A 15,317-nucleotide genomic window follows, 5' to 3' on the forward strand; every position below is an offset into this window, starting at 1 on the left:
GGGTGCTCCGTTCAGGACCCGGCCCGCCGGCCGCGCCGGGTCAGCCACAGCACGCCGGCGGCGCCGGAGAGCAGCACGGTGCCGCCGAGGGTGCCCAGCGCGAGGGCGGAGTCGGCGGGGCCGGTCTGCGGGAGGGTGCCGTCCCCGTCCTCGTCGCCGGACGGGGCGGCGGCCCCGCCGGGGGCGGTGACGTCGAGTTCCAGGGACGGGCCCGGGCTGTTGCCGGGGGTACAGGTGGTGGTCGTGCCCATGGCCTTGATGGTGAGCACCCCGGCGGTGAAGGTGACCTTGCCGCTCTTCTTGGGCTTGTAGGTGCCCGACAGGTCGGTGATCTTGATGGGGGTGTTGGCGGGCGCGGCCTCGGGGTTGGGCGGGCCGGAGACCGGGACGGTGGCCTTCTCGGCTCCTCCGACGACGATGACCGCGCTGGGGTTCATCGCGCCCTTGCCGAGCTCGATGGGGCTGGACGAGACGCCCTTCTGGAAGGACATCGTCAGCTTGTAGGCGTCGCCTTCCTTGACGGCCTTGATGTCGATGGGCGAGACGGCCGACTTGTCCCCGATCGGGGTCTTGCAGTCGTAGGCCACGTCGACGACCGCGGCCCGGGCCGCGGGGGCGGCCAGCAGTAGCGCCGATCCGGCCAGCGCGGAGGCCAGCGCGAGCGCGGTGGAGCGTTTCCGGTTGGACACCTTCGTCTTCCCCTCGGACCTCGGGACCACAAGTTACTGACGACACATCAGATTGGTGGCTCAAGGTACGCCCGGGGCCCTGCGGAGGGAAGACAAAGGGCAGGCCGGAATTGACCGTTCGTCAGTGCACGCGGACACCCCGCTGCCACACGGCGGACACGAGCGGGACGCCCGGGCGGTAGGCGAGGTGGACGTGGCTGGGCGCGTCGAGCAGGGCCAGATCGGCGCGGGCGCCGGGGGTCACCGAGCCGATGTCGCTGCGGCGCAGGGCGCGGGCGCCGCCGGCCGTGGCCGACCACACGGCCTCGTCGGGGGTCATCCGCATGTCGCGGACGGCGAGCGCGATGCAGAACGGCATGGAGCTGGTGTAGGAGGAGCCGGGGTTGCAGTCCGTGGACAGGGCCACGGTGGCCCCGGCGTCGATCAGGCGGCGGGCGTCGGGCCACTGGGCGCGGGTGGAGAACTCGGCGCCGGGCAGGAGGGTGGCCACGGTGGTCGAGGCCGCCTGGGCGAGGGCGTCCACGTCCGCGTCGGTGAGGTGGGTGCAGTGGTCGGCGGAGGCGGCCTCCAGCTCGACGGCGAGCTGGACACCGGGCCCGTAGGAGAGCTGGTTGGCGTGGACGCGCGGGATCAGCCCGGCGGCGGCCCCTGCGGTGAGGACGGCCCGGGCCTGGTCCCCGTCGAAGGCGCCCTTCTCGCAGAAGACGTCCACCCAGCGGGCGTACGGGGCGCAGGCCGCCAGCATCTCCCCGGTGACGAGGGCCACGTAGCCGGCCGGATCCTCGGCGAAGTCGGGGGACACGATGTGCGCGCCGAGGTAGGTGACCTCCTCGGTGTGCGCGGCGGCGATGCGCAGGGCGCGGGCCTCGTCGGCGGTGGTCAGCCCGTAGCCGGACTTGGTCTCGAAGGTGGTGGTGCCCTGGCGGCGCGCCTCGTCGAGGTGGCGCACCAGGTTGGCTTCGAGCTCGGAGTCGGTGGCGGCGCGGGTGGCGGCGACGGTGGTGCGGATGCCTCCGGCGGAGTAGGCGCGGCCCGACATCCGGGCGTTGAACTCCTGGGTGCGGTCGCCGGCGAAGACAAGGTGGCTGTGGCTGTCGACGAAGCCGGGGATCAGGGCCCAGCCCTGCGCGTCGAAGGCCTCGTCGGCGGCGGGCGCGTTGGCGGCGGGGCCGACCCAGGCGATGCGCTCTCCGTCGATGACGACGGCGGCGTCCTCGACCAGGCCGAGGGGGCTGCCGTCACCGAGGGCGGGGTCGTTGGTGACGAGGCTGCCGATGTTCGTGATGGCGGTGGTGGTCATGGATTCCTCTCAGGGCTTGCTCGTCCCCCGCCCCGCCCCTTCCCGAAACCGGGCTCTGCCCGATCCCGGTCCTCAAACGCCGGACGGGCTGGACAATCCAGCCCCGCCGGCGTTTGAGGCGCGGGGTGCGGGGCGGAACCCCGGGAAACGGCGAAAGGGCGGGGCGGCGGAGAGCAACGTCAGGCGCGGAGGGCCGCGATCGCTTCGGACAGGGCGGACGGGACGTCCGGGACGAGGGTGTGGGCGCCGTCGCGGACGATGTGCCGGCCGCCCACCACCGTGTGCCGGACGTCCGCGGCCGAGGCGGCGAAGACGGCCGTCTCGGCGCCGAGGCGCGGCAGGGGCCCGGCCGTCCGGACGGAGTCCAGCGCGATCGTGGTGAAGTCCGCCGGCGCGCCGGCCTCCAGGCGCCCCGCGTCGGGCCGCCCGAGGGCCGCGTGGCCGTCGGCGGTGGCGGCCGTGAGCAGCGCGTTCGCCGTCCAGTGCCCCCGCGTACGGCTGCGCAGCCGCTCGTTGAGCTCCATCGCGCGGGCCTCCTCCAGCAGGTCGATGACCGCGTGGCTGTCGCTGCCGAGGGAGAGCGGGCTGCCCGCCTGCTGGAGGCGGGTCGCCGGGCCGATGCCGTCGGCCAGGTCGCGTTCCGTCGTCGGGCACATGCAGGTGCCGGTGGTGGTGGCGCCGAGCAGGGCGATGTCCGCGTCGGTCAGGTGCGTGTTGTGGACGCCGGTGGTGGCCGGGCCGAGCACGCCGTGGTCGGCGAGCAGCTGCGTCGGGGTCCTGCCGTGCGCGGCCCGGCAGGCCTCGTTCTCGGCGGTCTGCTCCGAGAGGTGGACGTGCAGCGGGGCGCGGCGCTCCTGCGCCCAGGCGGCGACGGTGGCCAGCTGGGCGGCCGGGACGGCGCGCACCGAGTGGATCGCCGCGCCGATCAGGGCGTGCTCACGCGGCTTCAGCGCGCTCACCCGCTCCGCCCACGCCTCGGCGGTGCCGTCGCAGAAGCGCAGCTGGTGCGGGTTGGGCGCCTCGCCGAAGCCTGCCGAGAGGTAGGCCGTGTCGAGGAGGGTGATCCGAATGCCGGCCGCGGCGGCGGCCTCGATCAGGGCCTCGCCCATCGCGTTCGGGTCGGCGTAGGGGGCGCCGCCCGGGGCGTGGTGGACGTAGTGGAACTCGCCGACGTTGGTGATGCCGGCCAGCGCCATCTCGGCGTACACGGCCCGGGCGAGCTCGAAGTAGCGCTCGGGCGTGAGGTTCTGGGCGACCTTGTACATGACGTCGCGCCAGGTCCAGAAGGTGCCGGAGCCCACCTGGACCGTGCCGCGCAGGGCCCGGTGGAAGGCGTGGGAGTGCGCGTTGGCCAGGCCCGGGAGGGTCAGGCCGCGCAGGATCTCCGCACCCGGCGGCGGGGCGTCCACGCCGGTGCGCAGGCCGGCGATCCGGCCGTCGCCGGACACGGCCACGGCCACGCCCGGCTCGACGTGGGTGGCGAGCCAGGCGTGTTCCAGCCAGTACGTCTTGTCCGCGGTCACCACGTGCCCCTTCACCTGCATGCGAGACCCTCCAGTACGTCGGCGAGGGCGAGGACTCCGGCGACGCAGTCGTCCTCGGCGGCGAACTCCTTGGGAGAGTGGGAGACACCGGTGGGGTTCCGTACGAACAGCATCGCGGTCGGGACGGCCGCGGAGAGGATTCCGGCGTCGTGTCCCGCCCCGGTGCCGAGGACGGGGACGGCCCCGCCCAGGATCCGGTTCATCTCGTCGCGCAGGGCGTGCTCGAACTCGACGACCGGGGTGAAGGACTCCCGGACCACTGCGAGGTCGATGCCGTCCTGGTCGGCGCGCTCGCGGGCGGCCTTCTCGATGGCGGTGACGACCGTGTCGAGGGTGGCCTGGTCGGCGGCGCGCGAGTCGAGCCAGCCGCGCACGAGGGAGGGGATGGCGTTGACCCCGTTGGGCTCGACGGCGATCTTCCCGAACGTGGCGACGGCTCCGGAGAGGGCCGCCTCGGTGCGGGCGGCCAGCACGGTCGCCGCGTACGTGAGCATCGGGTCGCGGCGGTCCACCAGGCGGGTGGTGCCCGCGTGGTTGGCCTCGCCGCGGAAGTCGAACCGCCAGCGGCCGTGCGGCCAGATCGCGGACGCGATGCCCACCCGGTCCCCGGACAGGTCCAGGGCGCGGCCCTGCTCCACGTGCAGTTCGACGAAGGCGCCGATGCGGGCGAGCCGTTCGGGGTCGGCGCCGATGCCCTCGGGGTCGTAGCCGGCGGCCTCCATGGCCTGCGGGAGGGAGATCCCCTCCGCGTCGCGGAGCTCGTACGCCTTCTCCTTGGTCAGCTGCCCGGCGGCGAGCCGGGAGCCGACGCAGGCGAGGCCGAAGCGGGCCCCTTCCTCGTCACCGAAGTTGGTGATGGCAAGTGGCCTGGAGAACTCCGCGCCCCTCCTGCGGAGTTCGTCCAGGGCCGCGAAGGAGGACACCACCCCGAGGGGGCCGTCGAAGGCCCCGCCGTCGGGGACGGAGTCCAGGTGCGAGCCGGTGACCACGGCGTCCCCCGCGAGGGGGTCGCCGAGCCAGGCCCACTGGTTGCCGTTGCGGTCGGTCTCGTACGTCAGCCCGCGCACCTCGGCCTGCTGCCGGAACCAGGTGCGGCAGTCGGCGTCGGCGCCGGTCCAGGCGTAGCGCCGGTACCCGCCGCTGCCGCTGTCGCGGCCGATGGGTGCCAGCTCGGCCCACATCTCGTGGAAGGTCACGCGGAGTCGCCCTCGCGCATCGGGACGCGGACGCCGCGCTCGTCCGCCACCGACTCGGCGATGTCGTAACCGGCGTCGACGTGCCGGATGACGCCCATGCCCGGGTCGTTGGTGAGGACGCGGCGGATCTTCTCGCCCGCGAGCGGGGTGCCGTCGGCGACCGTGACCTGACCCGCGTGGAGGGAGCGGCCCATGCCGACGCCGCCGCCGTGGTGCAGGGAGACCCAGGAGGCGCCGGAGGCGACGTTGACCATCGCGTTGAGCAGCGGCCAGTCGGCAATGGCGTCGGAGCCGTCGAGCATGGCCTCGGTCTCGCGGTACGGGGAGGCCACCGAGCCGCAGTCGAGGTGGTCGCGGCCGATGACCAGCGGCGCGGCGAGCTCGCCGGAGGCCACCATGTCGTTGAAGCGCTCGCCGGCCTTGTCGCGCTCGCCGTAGCCGAGCCAGCAGATGCGCGCGGGCAGGCCCTGGAAGTGGACGCGCTCGCCCGCCATCTTGATCCAGCGGTGCAGGGACTCGTTCTCCGGGAAGAGGTCGAGGATCGCCTTGTCGGTCTTGTGGATGTCCGAGGCCTCGCCGGACAGGGCGGCCCAGCGGAAGGGGCCCTTGCCCTCGCAGAACAGCGGCCTGATGTAGGCGGGGACGAAGCCGGGGAAGGCGAAGGCGCGGTCGTAGCCGGCCAGCTGGGCCTCGCCGCGGATGGAGTTGCCGTAGTCGAAGACCTCGGCGCCCGCGTCCATGAAGCCGACCATGGCCTCCACGTGCCGGGCCATCGACTCGCGTGCCCGGGTGGTGAAGCCCGCCGGGTCCTTGGCCGCGTAGGAGGCCATGTCCTCGAAGTCGACGCCGGTCGGCAGGTAGGCGAGCGGGTCGTGGGCGGAGGTCTGGTCGGTGACGATGTCGATGGGCGCGCCCTCGGCCAGCATCTGCGGGAGCAGGTCGGCGGCGTTGCCGAGCAGGCCGATGGACAGCGGCTTGCGGGCGTCGCGCGCCTCGACGGCCAGCTGGAGGGCGTGCCGCAGGTCGTCGGCCTTCACGTCCAGGTAGCGGTGCTCGATGCGCCGCTCGATCGCGCGCGGGTCGACGTCGATGCAGATCGCGACGCCGTCGTTCATGGTGACGGCGAGCGGCTGGGCGCCGCCCATGCCGCCGAGGCCGGCGGTGAGGGTGATGGTGCCCGCCAGGGTGCCGTTGAACTTCTTGGCCGCGACGGCCGCGAAGGTCTCGTAGGTGCCCTGGAGGATGCCCTGGGTGCCGATGTAGATCCACGAACCGGCGGTCATCTGCCCGTACATGGTCAGGCCGAGCTGCTCCAGGCGGCGGAACTCCTCCCAGTTGGCCCAGTCGCCGACCAGGTTGGAGTTGGCGAGCAGCACGCGCGGCGCCCACTCGTGGGTCTGCATCACGCCGACCGGGCGGCCGGACTGGACGAGCATCGTCTCGTCCTGCTTGAGGGTCTGGAGGGTGCGGACCATCGCGTCGTACGAGCGCCAGTCGCGGGCGGCCTTGCCGGTGCCGCCGTAGACGACCAGCTTGTCGGGGTGCTCGGCGACCTCGGGGTCGAGGTTGTTCTGGAGCATCCGCAGCGCGGCCTCCTGCTGCCATCCCAGGGTGCTGAGCTCGGTGCCTCGCGCGGCACGTACGGGGCGGGGTCCTGACATGGCGGTGCCTCCTCCGATGTTGGTCAATCCATTCACATCCTGTCCTCCTGAATAGATTCAGTCAACAGCTGCGGGCGCCTCCTTCGGATGATGGGATGGCGGGCATGGCCGCCGACATCGAGACGGAGGGCGCCGCAGCGCGCCGCGATCTGGCCGTACGGGCCGCCGTCGAGCAGGGACTGCTGGATGCGCAGCCCCTGGTCTGCCTGCTGGACACCGCCGGGATCCGGGCCTCCGCCGCCGCCCTGACCGCCGCCTTCGCGGCCGCGCTGGCGCCCGGCACCCCCGTCCTGCACGCCTTCGCGGTCAAGGCCGCCCCGCTCGTCCCGGTACTGCGGCTGCTGGCCGATGCCGGGCTCGGCTGCGAGGTGGCCGGCCCCGGGGAGCTGGCACTGGCCCGGGCGGCCGGTGTGGCGGCCCGGCGGACCGTCCTGGACTCCCCCGCCAAGACGGAGGCCGAACTGCGCGAGGCCCTGGACCTGGGCATCGCCGTCAACGCCGACAACCTGCAGGAACTGGAGCGGCTCGACACGCTCCTCGGCGCGGCCCCCTCGGCGTCCCCGGTCGGCGTACGGATCAACCCGCAGACCGGGGCCGGCACCATCGACGCGCTGTCCACGGCCACCGCGACCTCCAAGTTCGGGATCGCGCTGCGCGACCCGGGCGCCCGCGACCGGCTCGTACGGGCCTACCTGGACCGGCCGTGGCTGACCCGGCTGCACGTCCACTCCGGCTCGCAGGGCGTCCCGCTGCCGCTGATCGCCGAAGGTGTACGGGAACTGCACGCGCTGGCCGAGGAGATCAACGCCGCGGCCGGGCGCCGCCAGGTCGACACCCTCGACATCGGCGGGGGCCTGCCGGTGAACTTCGCCTCGGACGAGCAGACCCCGACGTACGCGGACTACGTGTCCGTCCTGCGCGGGGCGGTGCCCGGCCTCTTCGACGGCTCGTACGGCCTGGTCACGGAGTTCGGCCGGTCCCTGCTGGCCAAGCACGGGCTGGTCCTCGCCCGCGTCGAGTACACCAAGACCACCGGGTCCCGCCCGATCGCGCTCACCCATGCGGGGGTGCAGGTGGCGACGCGCACGGTGTACGCCCCTGCGGCGTGGCCGCTGCGGATCCTCCCGTACGACGCGAAGGGCGCACCGAAGGACGGCGAGCCGGTGGCCCAGGACGTCGCGGGCCCGGCCTGCTTCGCGGGGGACCTGCTCGCGACGGCCCGGGAGCTGCCCCGGCTCGCCCCCGGCGACCTGATCGGGGTGCCGGACACGGGCGCCTACTTCTTCACCGCCCCCTACGGCTACAACAGCCTGCCGCGCCCGGCGGTGCACGGCTTCGCGGTGAGCGCGGAGGGCGGGGTGCGCTTCACCCCGGCCCGCCCGGCGCAGAGCATGTCCGCCATCGTCGCGGAGGCGGGCGGCGCCTTCCGCGACGCCCTGCTGTAACCGCTGCGCGGGGACGTACGGGCCGGTGCCGCCCGCCAGGTGCGGCTCGGGCCGCCCGCCACGTGCGGCTTGGATTACCCCCGGGGGCACGTTGCAGCGCTCAGCGCCCGCTCACTCCACGAACAGCCCGCGCGCCGCGGCCCGCGCGTCGAAGGCCTCCAGCCGGGCCTGGGCGTCCGGCAGCGCGTCCGCCATGGCCTCCAGCAGCACCCGGCCCAGCAGCATCGGCGCACACGCCGTGTCGAAGGCCAGCCCGGTCCCGACCGGCGCCGGAATCAGCAGGTCCGAGTGGCGGGCCACCGGGGCGAAGGCCGAGTCCGCGACGGTCACCACGGTCAGCCCGGCCCGCCGGGAGCGCTCCAGCGCCTCGACCACCTCGCGGGGGTGGCGGGGCAGCGCGAAGCAGAGCAGCGCCGAGGCGCCCGCGGCGACGGCGGCGTCGATCCGGTCCTCCATCATCGAGCCGCCCTCGTCGAGGAGCCGCACGTCCGGATGCACCTTGGCGGCGAAGTACGCGAAGCCGCGCGCCTGCGAGGACGCCGCCCGCAGCCCGAGCACCGGGAGCGGGGTGGAGGCGGCCAGCACCCGGCCCGCCTCCTGGACCGGCGAGGGGTCGGCGAGCATCTCCGCGAGCTGCCGCAGGTTCTCGATCTCCCCCTGCACCGCCTGCTGGTACTCGTTGTACGCGTCCTCGTGCGCGGTGTCCGGCCGCTCTGCTGGAGCCACTTCGCGCAGGTGGCGGCGCAGGGCGGGATAGCCGTCGAAGCCCAGCGCCACCGCGAACCGGGTCACCGAGGGCTGGCTCACCCCGGCCAGCTCGGCGAGCTCCACGCTCGACAGGAAGGGCACCTCCGCCGCCCCGCGCACCATGCAGTGCGCGATCCGCCGCTGGGTCGGCGTCAGCCGGTGCCCCTCGAACAGCTGCTGCAGCCGCGCGGCCGGGCTGTCGCTCATCCCGTGCCCTCCGTCCCCCGTGGATTATTCAGTCACCGAGCACTCTGCATGTGGTTATGCAGGACGGCAAGCCGCGCCCGCGATGCGGGCACGTGCGCGGGGCCCCGGGCGATACGGGGGCTAGCCCCAGTGCGGAGGCCTGCGGTGCGTTCCTACGCTCCCGGTATGGACGCGCACGCCCGAGAGCTGAAGAAGGAACTCGACGCCACGCTGGACGCCCGCCGGGAGCTGGGTCCGGAGTACGAGTCCGCGCTGGTGGACTCGTTCGTCGAAAAGGTCGACACGCAGGTCCGGCGCCGGCTCGCGGAGGAACGCCTGTCCGCCGCGCGGAGCCCCGCCGGTCCCGGTCCCTCCGCCCTGGCCGAAGGGGGCTTCGGAGAACGCTTCGGCTTCGCCGTGATCACGCTGGTGCTGGCGATCCCGCTGTCGGCCATCGCCGCCGCGCACGCCCATCTGGCGGGCCTGCTGGTGGCCTGGGGCGGCGTCCTCGGCGTGAACTTCATCCACGCCGCCAAGCGGCTGCGGCGGGAGCCCGCCGCATAGGTCCGGGCGGGCCCCTGGCGCGGGAGCCCGCCGCCTGGAGAAACCAGGCCCCGGGCGGGCCGCCGGGCCCGCAAGGAGTTGGGCGCGGGGACCGCCGCACCCCGGTTGCCCGGGGGCGGGACGACGGCGGTCCCCGCGCAGGACACGGGCCGGGTCAGGGCCGTCCGCGTCCGTGGCGTCCACGCGGTCCGGGAGCCGCTCCGGAGGTGCGCAACGCCGTTCGGTGGTGCGGCCGGAGCGCGTGCACCCCTGCCGCCGACCACCACTGTGCCCAAGCCGTGTTAAGCCGGTGCTGCCGCTGCGTGTCGGGCTCGTACCGTTTGCCGTGTGCGGCTGCCCCGGCCCGACCGCTACTTCGCGGCCTTGGCCAGGAACGCCAGCAGGTCCTGGCGGCTGACGACACCCGTCGGCTTGCCCTCGACCAGCACGATCGCCGCATCCGCCTCGCCGAGCACCGCCATCAGCTCGGACACCGGCTCGCCGGAGCCGACCTGCGGCAGCGGGGCGCTCATGTGCTTCTCCAGCGGGTCATTGAGCGAGGCCCGCTGCGCGAACAGCGCCGCCAGCAGCTCCTTTTCGACCACGGAGCCGATGACCTCGGCGGCCATCACGTCCGGGTGGCCGGCGCCCGGCTTGACGATCGGCATCTGCGAGACGCCGTACTCGCGCAGGACCTCGATGGCCTCGCCGACCGTCTCCTCGGGGTGCATGTGGACGAGGGAGGGGATGCCGCCCTCCTTGTCGCTCAGCACGTCGCCGATGCGCGCGGAGGGCCCGGCCTCCTCGAGGAAGCCGTGGCCGGCCATCCACTCGTCGCTGAAGATCTTGCTGAGGTAGCCGCGGCCGCTGTCCGGCAGCAGGACGACGACCACGTCGTCCGGGCCCAGGCCCTCGGCGGCGCGCAGCGCGGCGACGACCGCCATGCCGCAGGAGCCGCCGACCAGCAGGCCCTCCTCCTTCGCCAGGCGGCGGGTCATCTGGAAGGAGTCCTTGTCGGACACCGCGATGATCTCGTCGGTGACGTTCGGGTCGTAGGCGGTCGGCCAGAAGTCCTCGCCGACGCCCTCGACGAGGTACGGGCGGCCCGAGCCGCCGGAGTAGACCGAGCCCTCGGGGTCGGCGCCGATGACCTTGACCTTCCCGCCGCTGACCTCCTTGAGGTAGTTGCCGGTACCGGAGATCGTGCCGCCCGTGCCGACGCCCGCGACGAAGTGGGTGATCTTCCCGTCCGTCTGCTCCCACAGCTCGGGACCGGTGGTCTCGTAGTGCGAACGGGGGTTGTTCGGGTTGCTGTACTGGTCGGGCTTCCAGGCGCCGGGCTCTCGCGCGAGGCGGTCGGACACGTTGTAGTACGAGTCCGGGTGCTCGGGGTCGACGGCGGTCGGGCAGACCACGACCTCGGCACCGTAGGCGCGCATCACGTTGATCTTGTCCATGGACACCTTGTCAGGGCAGACGAAGATGCACTTGTAGCCCTTCTGCTGGGCCACGATGGCGAGTCCTACACCCGTGTTGCCGCTGGTCGGCTCAACGATGGTGCCACCGGGCTTGAGCGCTCCGCTCTGCTCGGCGGCCTCGATCATCCGTACGGCGATCCGGTCCTTCACGGATCCACCGGGATTGAAGTACTCGACCTTCGCAAGGACGGTGGCCTGGAGGCCTTCGGTCACACGGTTGAGCTTCACCAGCGGGGTGTTGCCGACGAGGCTGATCATCGAGTCGTGGAATTGCACCATGTTCTCCAAGGACGGGACTCCACGGGTTCTCCGGGAGGCAGGCCCAGAGTATGCGGAAAGGGATTGGCCGACCGTGCGTACGGGGCAGGAAGGTCAACAGGAACGGGCAGGGAAGCGAGGTGGCCTGAAGGGTGTCCAGGGCGAGAACGGCCCGCCGGATCGCGGCGGGGGCAGCGTACGGCGGTGGCGGACTCGGGCTGGTCGGGGTCGCCGCGGTGGGCCTGGTGGTGGCGGAGATGCAGTTCGCCAAGCGGACCGTGGGGACCGGACTGCCGGATCCGCCGCGGGCGGACGGGCTGTACGGGAGCGAGTTCGGCGGGCCGGAACTGAGCCCGGGGCCGCTGCGCCTGGCCATGCTGGGCGACTCCACGGCCGCGGGGCTGGGCGTGCGGCGGGCCCGGCAGACTCCGGCGGCCCTGCTGGCCTCCGGGCTTGCGGCGGTGGCCGAGCGGCCCGTGGAGCTGCGCAACGTGGCCCTGTCGGGAGCGATGTCGGACGACCTCGAGCGCCAGGTGGGCCTGCTCCTCGACGGGCCGGCCGGTGACGGCGCGCCGCCCCCGGACGTCTGCGTGATCATGATCGGGGCGAACGACGTGACGCGGCGGATGCCGCCGACCCAGTCCGTGCGCTGCCTGACCGCGGCCGTGCGGCGGCTGCGGCTCGCGGGGGCGGAGGTCGTCGTCGGCACCTGCCCGGACCTGGGCACGATCGAGCCCGTGTACCAGCCGCTGCGCTGGGTGGCCCGGCGGGTCTCGCGCCAGCTGGCCGCGGCCCAGACCATAGGGGTGGTCGCGCTGGGCGCCCGTACGGTCTCCATGGGAGATCTGCTGGGCCCCGAGTTCGCCGCGAACCCGCGCGAGATGTTCGGCCCCGATTCCTACCACCCGTCGGCGGAGGGGTACGCGACCGCCGCCATGGCCGTGCTGCCCACCCTGTGCGCGGCCCTCGGGCTGTGGCCGGAGTCCGACCGGCTGGACGTGTCCCGGGACGAGGACATGCTGCTCGTGGCCAAGGCGGCGTCGGCCGCGGCCGGCCAGGCGGGTACGGAGGTCACGCCGGCCCGCGGGCCCTGGGCGCTGCTCAAGCACCGGCGGCGTCGGCGGGTGCCGGGCGAGGAGCTCTCGCCGGAAGCGGCCGCCGAACCCGCCACCGGCGCGGCTCGGCCCACCTGACCGGGGGTGCGGCCCGGCCCACCCGACCACCGGCGCGGCCCGGCACACCTGACCACCGGCGCGGCCCCCTGACCACCGGCGCGGCCCCCTGACCAGGGGTGCCGCCCGGCCCGCCTGACCGGGTGCGGCGCACCGCCCGAGATCACCCCCCGAACCGCCCCGCGTCCCGAACGCCGGCGGGGCCGTCACGGCCCCGCCGTGTTTGAGGAGCGGGGCCCGGGGCAGGGCACCCGGCAGCGGTGCCGCACCCGCCGACGTGCGCCGACCCCGCCAGGAGCGACCGGCATCACACTCCCCGCCCGGTGAATTCCACCGTACGGGCCGGTAACTTCGCATGCGGTCCCGCAACGACGCACCCCCTTGGAGCCCCGATGCCCGAAGCCGTCATCGTTTCCACCGCCCGCTCGCCCATCGGGCGCGCCTTCAAGGGGTCCCTCAAGGACGTCCGCCCGGACGACCTGACCGCCACGATCATCCAGGCCGCGCTCGCCAAGATCCCCGAGCTGGACCCTCGCGAGATCGACGACCTGATGCTCGGCTGCGGCCTCCCCGGCGGCGAGCAGGGCCACAACCTCGGCCGCATCGTGGCCGTGCAGATGGGCATGGACCACCTGCCGGGCCTCACCGTCACCCGGTACTGCTCCTCCTCGCTCCAGACCTCGCGGATGGCCCTGCACGCCATCAAGGCCGGCGAGGGCGACGTCTTCATCTCGGCCGGTGTCGAGATGGTCTCCCGGTCCGTGAACGGCTCCTCCGACGGCATGCCGGGCACCCACAACCCGCTCTTCGCCGACGCGGAGGCCCGTACGGCCGCCGTCGCCCAGAGCGAGGGCGCATCCTGGCACGACCCGCGCGAGGACGGCCTGATCCCCGACGCCTACATCGCGATGGGGCAGACCGCCGAGAACCTGGCCCGCCTCAAGGGCGTGACCCGTCAGGACATGGACGAGTTCGGCGTCCGCTCGCAGAACCTGGCCGAGGCCGCCATCAAGAACGGCTTCTGGGAGCGGGAGATCACCCCGGTCACCACGCCCGACGGCACGGTCGTCTCCACCGACGACGGCCCGCGCGCCGGTGTGACCCTGGAGGGCGTCTCGGGCCTCAAGCCCGTCTTCCGCCCCGACGGCCTGGTCACGGCCGCGAACTGCTGCCCGCTCAACGACGGCGCCGCGGCGCTGGTCATCATGAGCGACACCAAGGCCCGCGAGCTGGGCCTGACCCCGCTGGCCCGGATCGTCTCCACCGGCGTCACCGGCCTCTCCCCCGAGATCATGGGCCTGGGCCCGGTCGAGGCGTCGAAGCAGGCCCTGAAGCGGGCCGGCCTGACGGTCGGCGACATCGACCTGTTCGAGATCAACGAGGCCTTCGCGGCCCAGGTCATCCCGTCCTACCGGGACCTGGAGATCCCGCTGGACAAGCTGAACGTCAACGGCGGGGCCATCGCCGTCGGTCACCCGTTCGGGATGACCGGTGCCCGCATCACCGGCACCCTGATCAACGGCCTGCAGTTCCACGACAAGCAGTTCGGCCTCGAAACGATGTGCGTGGGCGGCGGCCAGGGCATGGCCATGGTCATCGAGCGCCTGAGCTAGGTCCGGTCGCAGGCGCCGCAAGGGATTCGTCTTGATCCCTTGCGGCGCACCGGCTCCCGGTCCAACCCTGTCGCAGCCGACCTGTGACCGAATCTCCCCCAGGATGTGACCTTTCTCCTGGGGGATCGACATTTGTGCAGGTCAGACGATATGCGGACTGGGGCTTCAGGACGAAAGGCCTGTCCAATTCATGACGTAATGCACTGCATGCCATTCCCAGGTCAGGTCAAGCTGATGTAGGAAGTCGGGGGATCGAATCAATCAGGAGTTAGTCAGTGAGCGCCATGTCTCTTGCCCTGCTGCTGACCACGGCCGCTGCCACGGCCGTGGGCGCTGCTGCGCTGCACGCCGTCCACGGTCTGCGCAAGCAGGTCACGGCCCTGCGCAGTGAGCTGGCCCTGCCGGTCCACCCGCGCGGTGCCACCGTTCCGCACGCCCGCAGCGCCGGTGCCGTGGAGTCCCCCGCCGCCGAGATACGAGCCGCCGTCGCCGAGGCCCTGGCCGAGGAGCGCGAGCGCGAGCTGGCCGAGGCGCGGGCCTTCTGGGCCGCACAGGAGGCCCGGGACGCCGCCGACGCCTCTCCCCGGCTCGCCGGGGACGCCCCCGGGGCCCTGCTGGGCGGCCTGCCCGGCCTCGGCGAGGACAGCCCGGTCTTCCTGCCCCGGCAGGCCGACCTGGTGGGCCTGGAGCCGGTCCTGGGCGAGGACTCCGCCGAGGACTACCCCGAGGACTCGGCGGAGCTGGCCGCCGCCCGCCGGCGCCACCCCTCGCACCCCGACTTCGTTCCGGTCCAGTCGCACCCCGGCGCCGACCACGAGCGCACCGTCAGCCGCCTCGAGGAGCTCGCGGAGGCCCGTACGGCCCTCGCGGACGTCCGCCCCGGCCCGCTGGGCACCCTGGACGTGTACGTCTTCACGGACGGCACCACGCTGTGCATGACCCCGGGGCACCGGGAGACCGCCGAGCGGCTCGCCGAGGCGCTGCGCTCGGGCACCGCGCCGGTGCTGCTGGGCGGCTCGGGCATCTCCGGCGCCTATGCGCTCACCTTCTCCTGCGGTGACGCCGAGGACCCGGACAGCAACGTCTACATCCTCGCGGACCGCGTCATCGCATCGCTCTGACTTCCGCCTGCTCCACCAGTCGCACGGCCTCGTCCAGCATCTCGGACGGGGCCTTCGCGCCGTCCTGGGCCCGTACGGAGCGCAGCGCCTCGGCGAGGTCGCGCCCGGCCACCGCCACCTGGTCCCCGACGACGAAGATCCCCTCGTCCGGCATCGGGTGCGGCGGGAGGCCCTCCAGGGTCCGCGCCCGGGCGGCGAGCTCACGGGCCAGTTCCAGTGCCGCCGCGGCGGCTCCTTGCTGGAGACGGCTCTGCGGTGCGGCCCGCAGCCGGTCGGCGAAACGTTCCACGACGGCGCTCAGGGGCGAAGTATCAAGCACCCGGCCGACCTTACGCGCCGTCCCGGCACCATTGCCAACGGGCGA

General features: G+C 73.5%; 13 protein-coding genes. 5 read left to right on the forward strand and 8 right to left on the reverse strand.

Translation table 11 applies throughout. The features are described 5' to 3' along the window. Positions 1-11: 11 nt before the first annotated feature. From AB0D44_RS13315 to hutU, 5 genes are all read right to left on the reverse strand, one after another. Positions 12-689: an LPXTG cell wall anchor domain-containing protein gene (locus AB0D44_RS13315; RefSeq protein ID WP_362588964.1), complete on the reverse strand. Its 678-nt coding sequence runs from the start codon at positions 687-689 to the stop codon at positions 12-14. A 121-nt stretch (positions 690-810) separates the two neighbouring features. After that, complete coding sequence (gene hutI, locus AB0D44_RS13320) at positions 811-1,989, reverse strand: imidazolonepropionase (protein WP_362588967.1); 1,179 nt, start codon at positions 1,987-1,989, stop codon at positions 811-813. A 179-nt stretch (positions 1,990-2,168) separates the two neighbouring features. Beyond that, positions 2,169-3,533, reverse strand: coding sequence for a formimidoylglutamate deiminase (locus AB0D44_RS13325; RefSeq protein WP_362588970.1), 1,365 nt, complete (start codon positions 3,531-3,533; stop codon positions 2,169-2,171). Continuing rightward, entirely contained in the window at positions 3,524-4,714 is a 1,191-nt protein-coding gene (locus tag AB0D44_RS13330) for an allantoate amidohydrolase (protein WP_362589069.1), read from the reverse strand. The genes AB0D44_RS13325 and AB0D44_RS13330 overlap by 10 nt, the downstream gene beginning before the upstream one ends. An 11-nt stretch (positions 4,715-4,725) precedes the next feature. Continuing rightward, positions 4,726-6,390: a urocanate hydratase gene (gene hutU, locus AB0D44_RS13335; protein ID WP_362588973.1), complete on the reverse strand. Its 1,665-nt coding sequence runs from the start codon at positions 6,388-6,390 to the stop codon at positions 4,726-4,728. 104 nt (positions 6,391-6,494) lie between these two features. On the opposite strand from hutU, the gene AB0D44_RS13340 reads away from it, so the two are divergent. Continuing rightward, positions 6,495-7,835, forward strand: a complete 1,341-nt coding sequence (locus AB0D44_RS13340) for a diaminopimelate decarboxylase (RefSeq protein ID WP_362588976.1) — start codon at positions 6,495-6,497, stop codon at positions 7,833-7,835. Between the two features lie 111 nt (positions 7,836-7,946). Here the strand turns inward: AB0D44_RS13340 and AB0D44_RS13345 are convergent, their stop codons facing one another. Further along, complete coding sequence (locus AB0D44_RS13345) at positions 7,947-8,789, reverse strand: MurR/RpiR family transcriptional regulator (protein ID WP_362588979.1); 843 nt, start codon at positions 8,787-8,789, stop codon at positions 7,947-7,949. Between the two features lie 165 nt (positions 8,790-8,954). Between AB0D44_RS13345 and AB0D44_RS13350 the strand changes: the two genes are divergently transcribed. Then, complete coding sequence (locus tag AB0D44_RS13350; RefSeq protein ID WP_362588982.1) at positions 8,955-9,332, forward strand: hypothetical protein; 378 nt, start codon at positions 8,955-8,957, stop codon at positions 9,330-9,332. Between the two features lie 350 nt (positions 9,333-9,682). Here AB0D44_RS13350 and AB0D44_RS13355 read toward each other — a convergent pair whose 3' ends face one another. Then, positions 9,683-11,065, reverse strand: coding sequence for a cystathionine beta-synthase (locus AB0D44_RS13355; protein ID WP_362589072.1), 1,383 nt, complete (start codon positions 11,063-11,065; stop codon positions 9,683-9,685). 134 nt (positions 11,066-11,199) lie between these two features. Here AB0D44_RS13355 and AB0D44_RS13360 point away from each other — a divergent pair, with 134 nt between their 5' ends. The 3 genes from AB0D44_RS13360 (at position 11,200) to AB0D44_RS13370 (ending at position 14,953) form a co-directional block, all read left to right on the forward strand. Then, the gene (locus AB0D44_RS13360; protein WP_362588985.1) at positions 11,200-12,240 is read left to right on the forward strand and encodes an SGNH/GDSL hydrolase family protein; all 1,041 of its coding nucleotides are present in this window, start codon (positions 11,200-11,202) and stop codon (positions 12,238-12,240) included. A 371-nt stretch (positions 12,241-12,611) separates the two neighbouring features. Next, positions 12,612-13,832 carry an acetyl-CoA C-acetyltransferase gene (locus tag AB0D44_RS13365; RefSeq protein WP_362588988.1) on the forward strand — a complete coding sequence of 407 codons (1,221 nt, stop codon included), beginning with the start codon at positions 12,612-12,614 and terminating at the stop codon, positions 13,830-13,832. Positions 13,833-14,116: 284 nt separating this feature from the next. Then, positions 14,117-14,953 (forward strand): hypothetical protein, encoded by an 837-nt coding sequence (locus AB0D44_RS13370; RefSeq protein WP_362589075.1) that lies wholly within the window; start codon positions 14,117-14,119, stop codon positions 14,951-14,953. Here AB0D44_RS13370 and AB0D44_RS13375 read toward each other — a convergent pair. Beyond that, a complete protein-coding gene (locus AB0D44_RS13375; protein ID WP_362588991.1) occupies positions 14,937-15,272 on the reverse strand; it encodes a hypothetical protein in 336 nt (111 codons plus the stop codon). The two genes, AB0D44_RS13370 and AB0D44_RS13375, sit on opposite strands and share 17 nt — an antisense overlap. Positions 15,273-15,317: the final 45 nt, after the last annotated feature.

Source organism: Streptomyces sp. NPDC048349, from assembly GCF_040651925.1.
Taxonomy (GTDB): Bacteria; Actinomycetota; Actinomycetes; order Streptomycetales; family Streptomycetaceae; genus Streptomyces.

Excerpts from the sequence above, each read along its gene's own strand:
- AB0D44_RS13340 (WP_362588976.1), top strand. The coding sequence starts at position 6,495 with ATGGCCGCCGACATCGAGACGGAGGGCGCCGCAGCGCGCCGCGATCTG.
- AB0D44_RS13370 (WP_362589075.1), top strand. The coding sequence starts at position 14,117 with ATGTCTCTTGCCCTGCTGCTGACCACGGCCGCTGCCACGGCCGTGGGC.
- AB0D44_RS13325 (WP_362588970.1), bottom strand. The coding sequence starts at position 3,533 with ATGCAGGTGAAGGGGCACGTGGTGACCGCGGACAAGACGTACTGGCTG.
- AB0D44_RS13345 (WP_362588979.1), bottom strand. The coding sequence starts at position 8,789 with ATGAGCGACAGCCCGGCCGCGCGGCTGCAGCAGCTGTTCGAGGGGCAC.
- AB0D44_RS13350 (WP_362588982.1), top strand. The coding sequence starts at position 8,955 with ATGGACGCGCACGCCCGAGAGCTGAAGAAGGAACTCGACGCCACGCTG.
- hutI (WP_362588967.1), bottom strand. The coding sequence starts at position 1,989 with ATGACCACCACCGCCATCACGAACATCGGCAGCCTCGTCACCAACGAC.
- AB0D44_RS13330 (WP_362589069.1), bottom strand. The coding sequence starts at position 4,714 with ATGTGGGCCGAGCTGGCACCCATCGGCCGCGACAGCGGCAGCGGCGGG.
- hutU (WP_362588973.1), bottom strand. The coding sequence starts at position 6,390 with ATGTCAGGACCCCGCCCCGTACGTGCCGCGCGAGGCACCGAGCTCAGC.
- AB0D44_RS13365 (WP_362588988.1), top strand. The coding sequence starts at position 12,612 with ATGCCCGAAGCCGTCATCGTTTCCACCGCCCGCTCGCCCATCGGGCGC.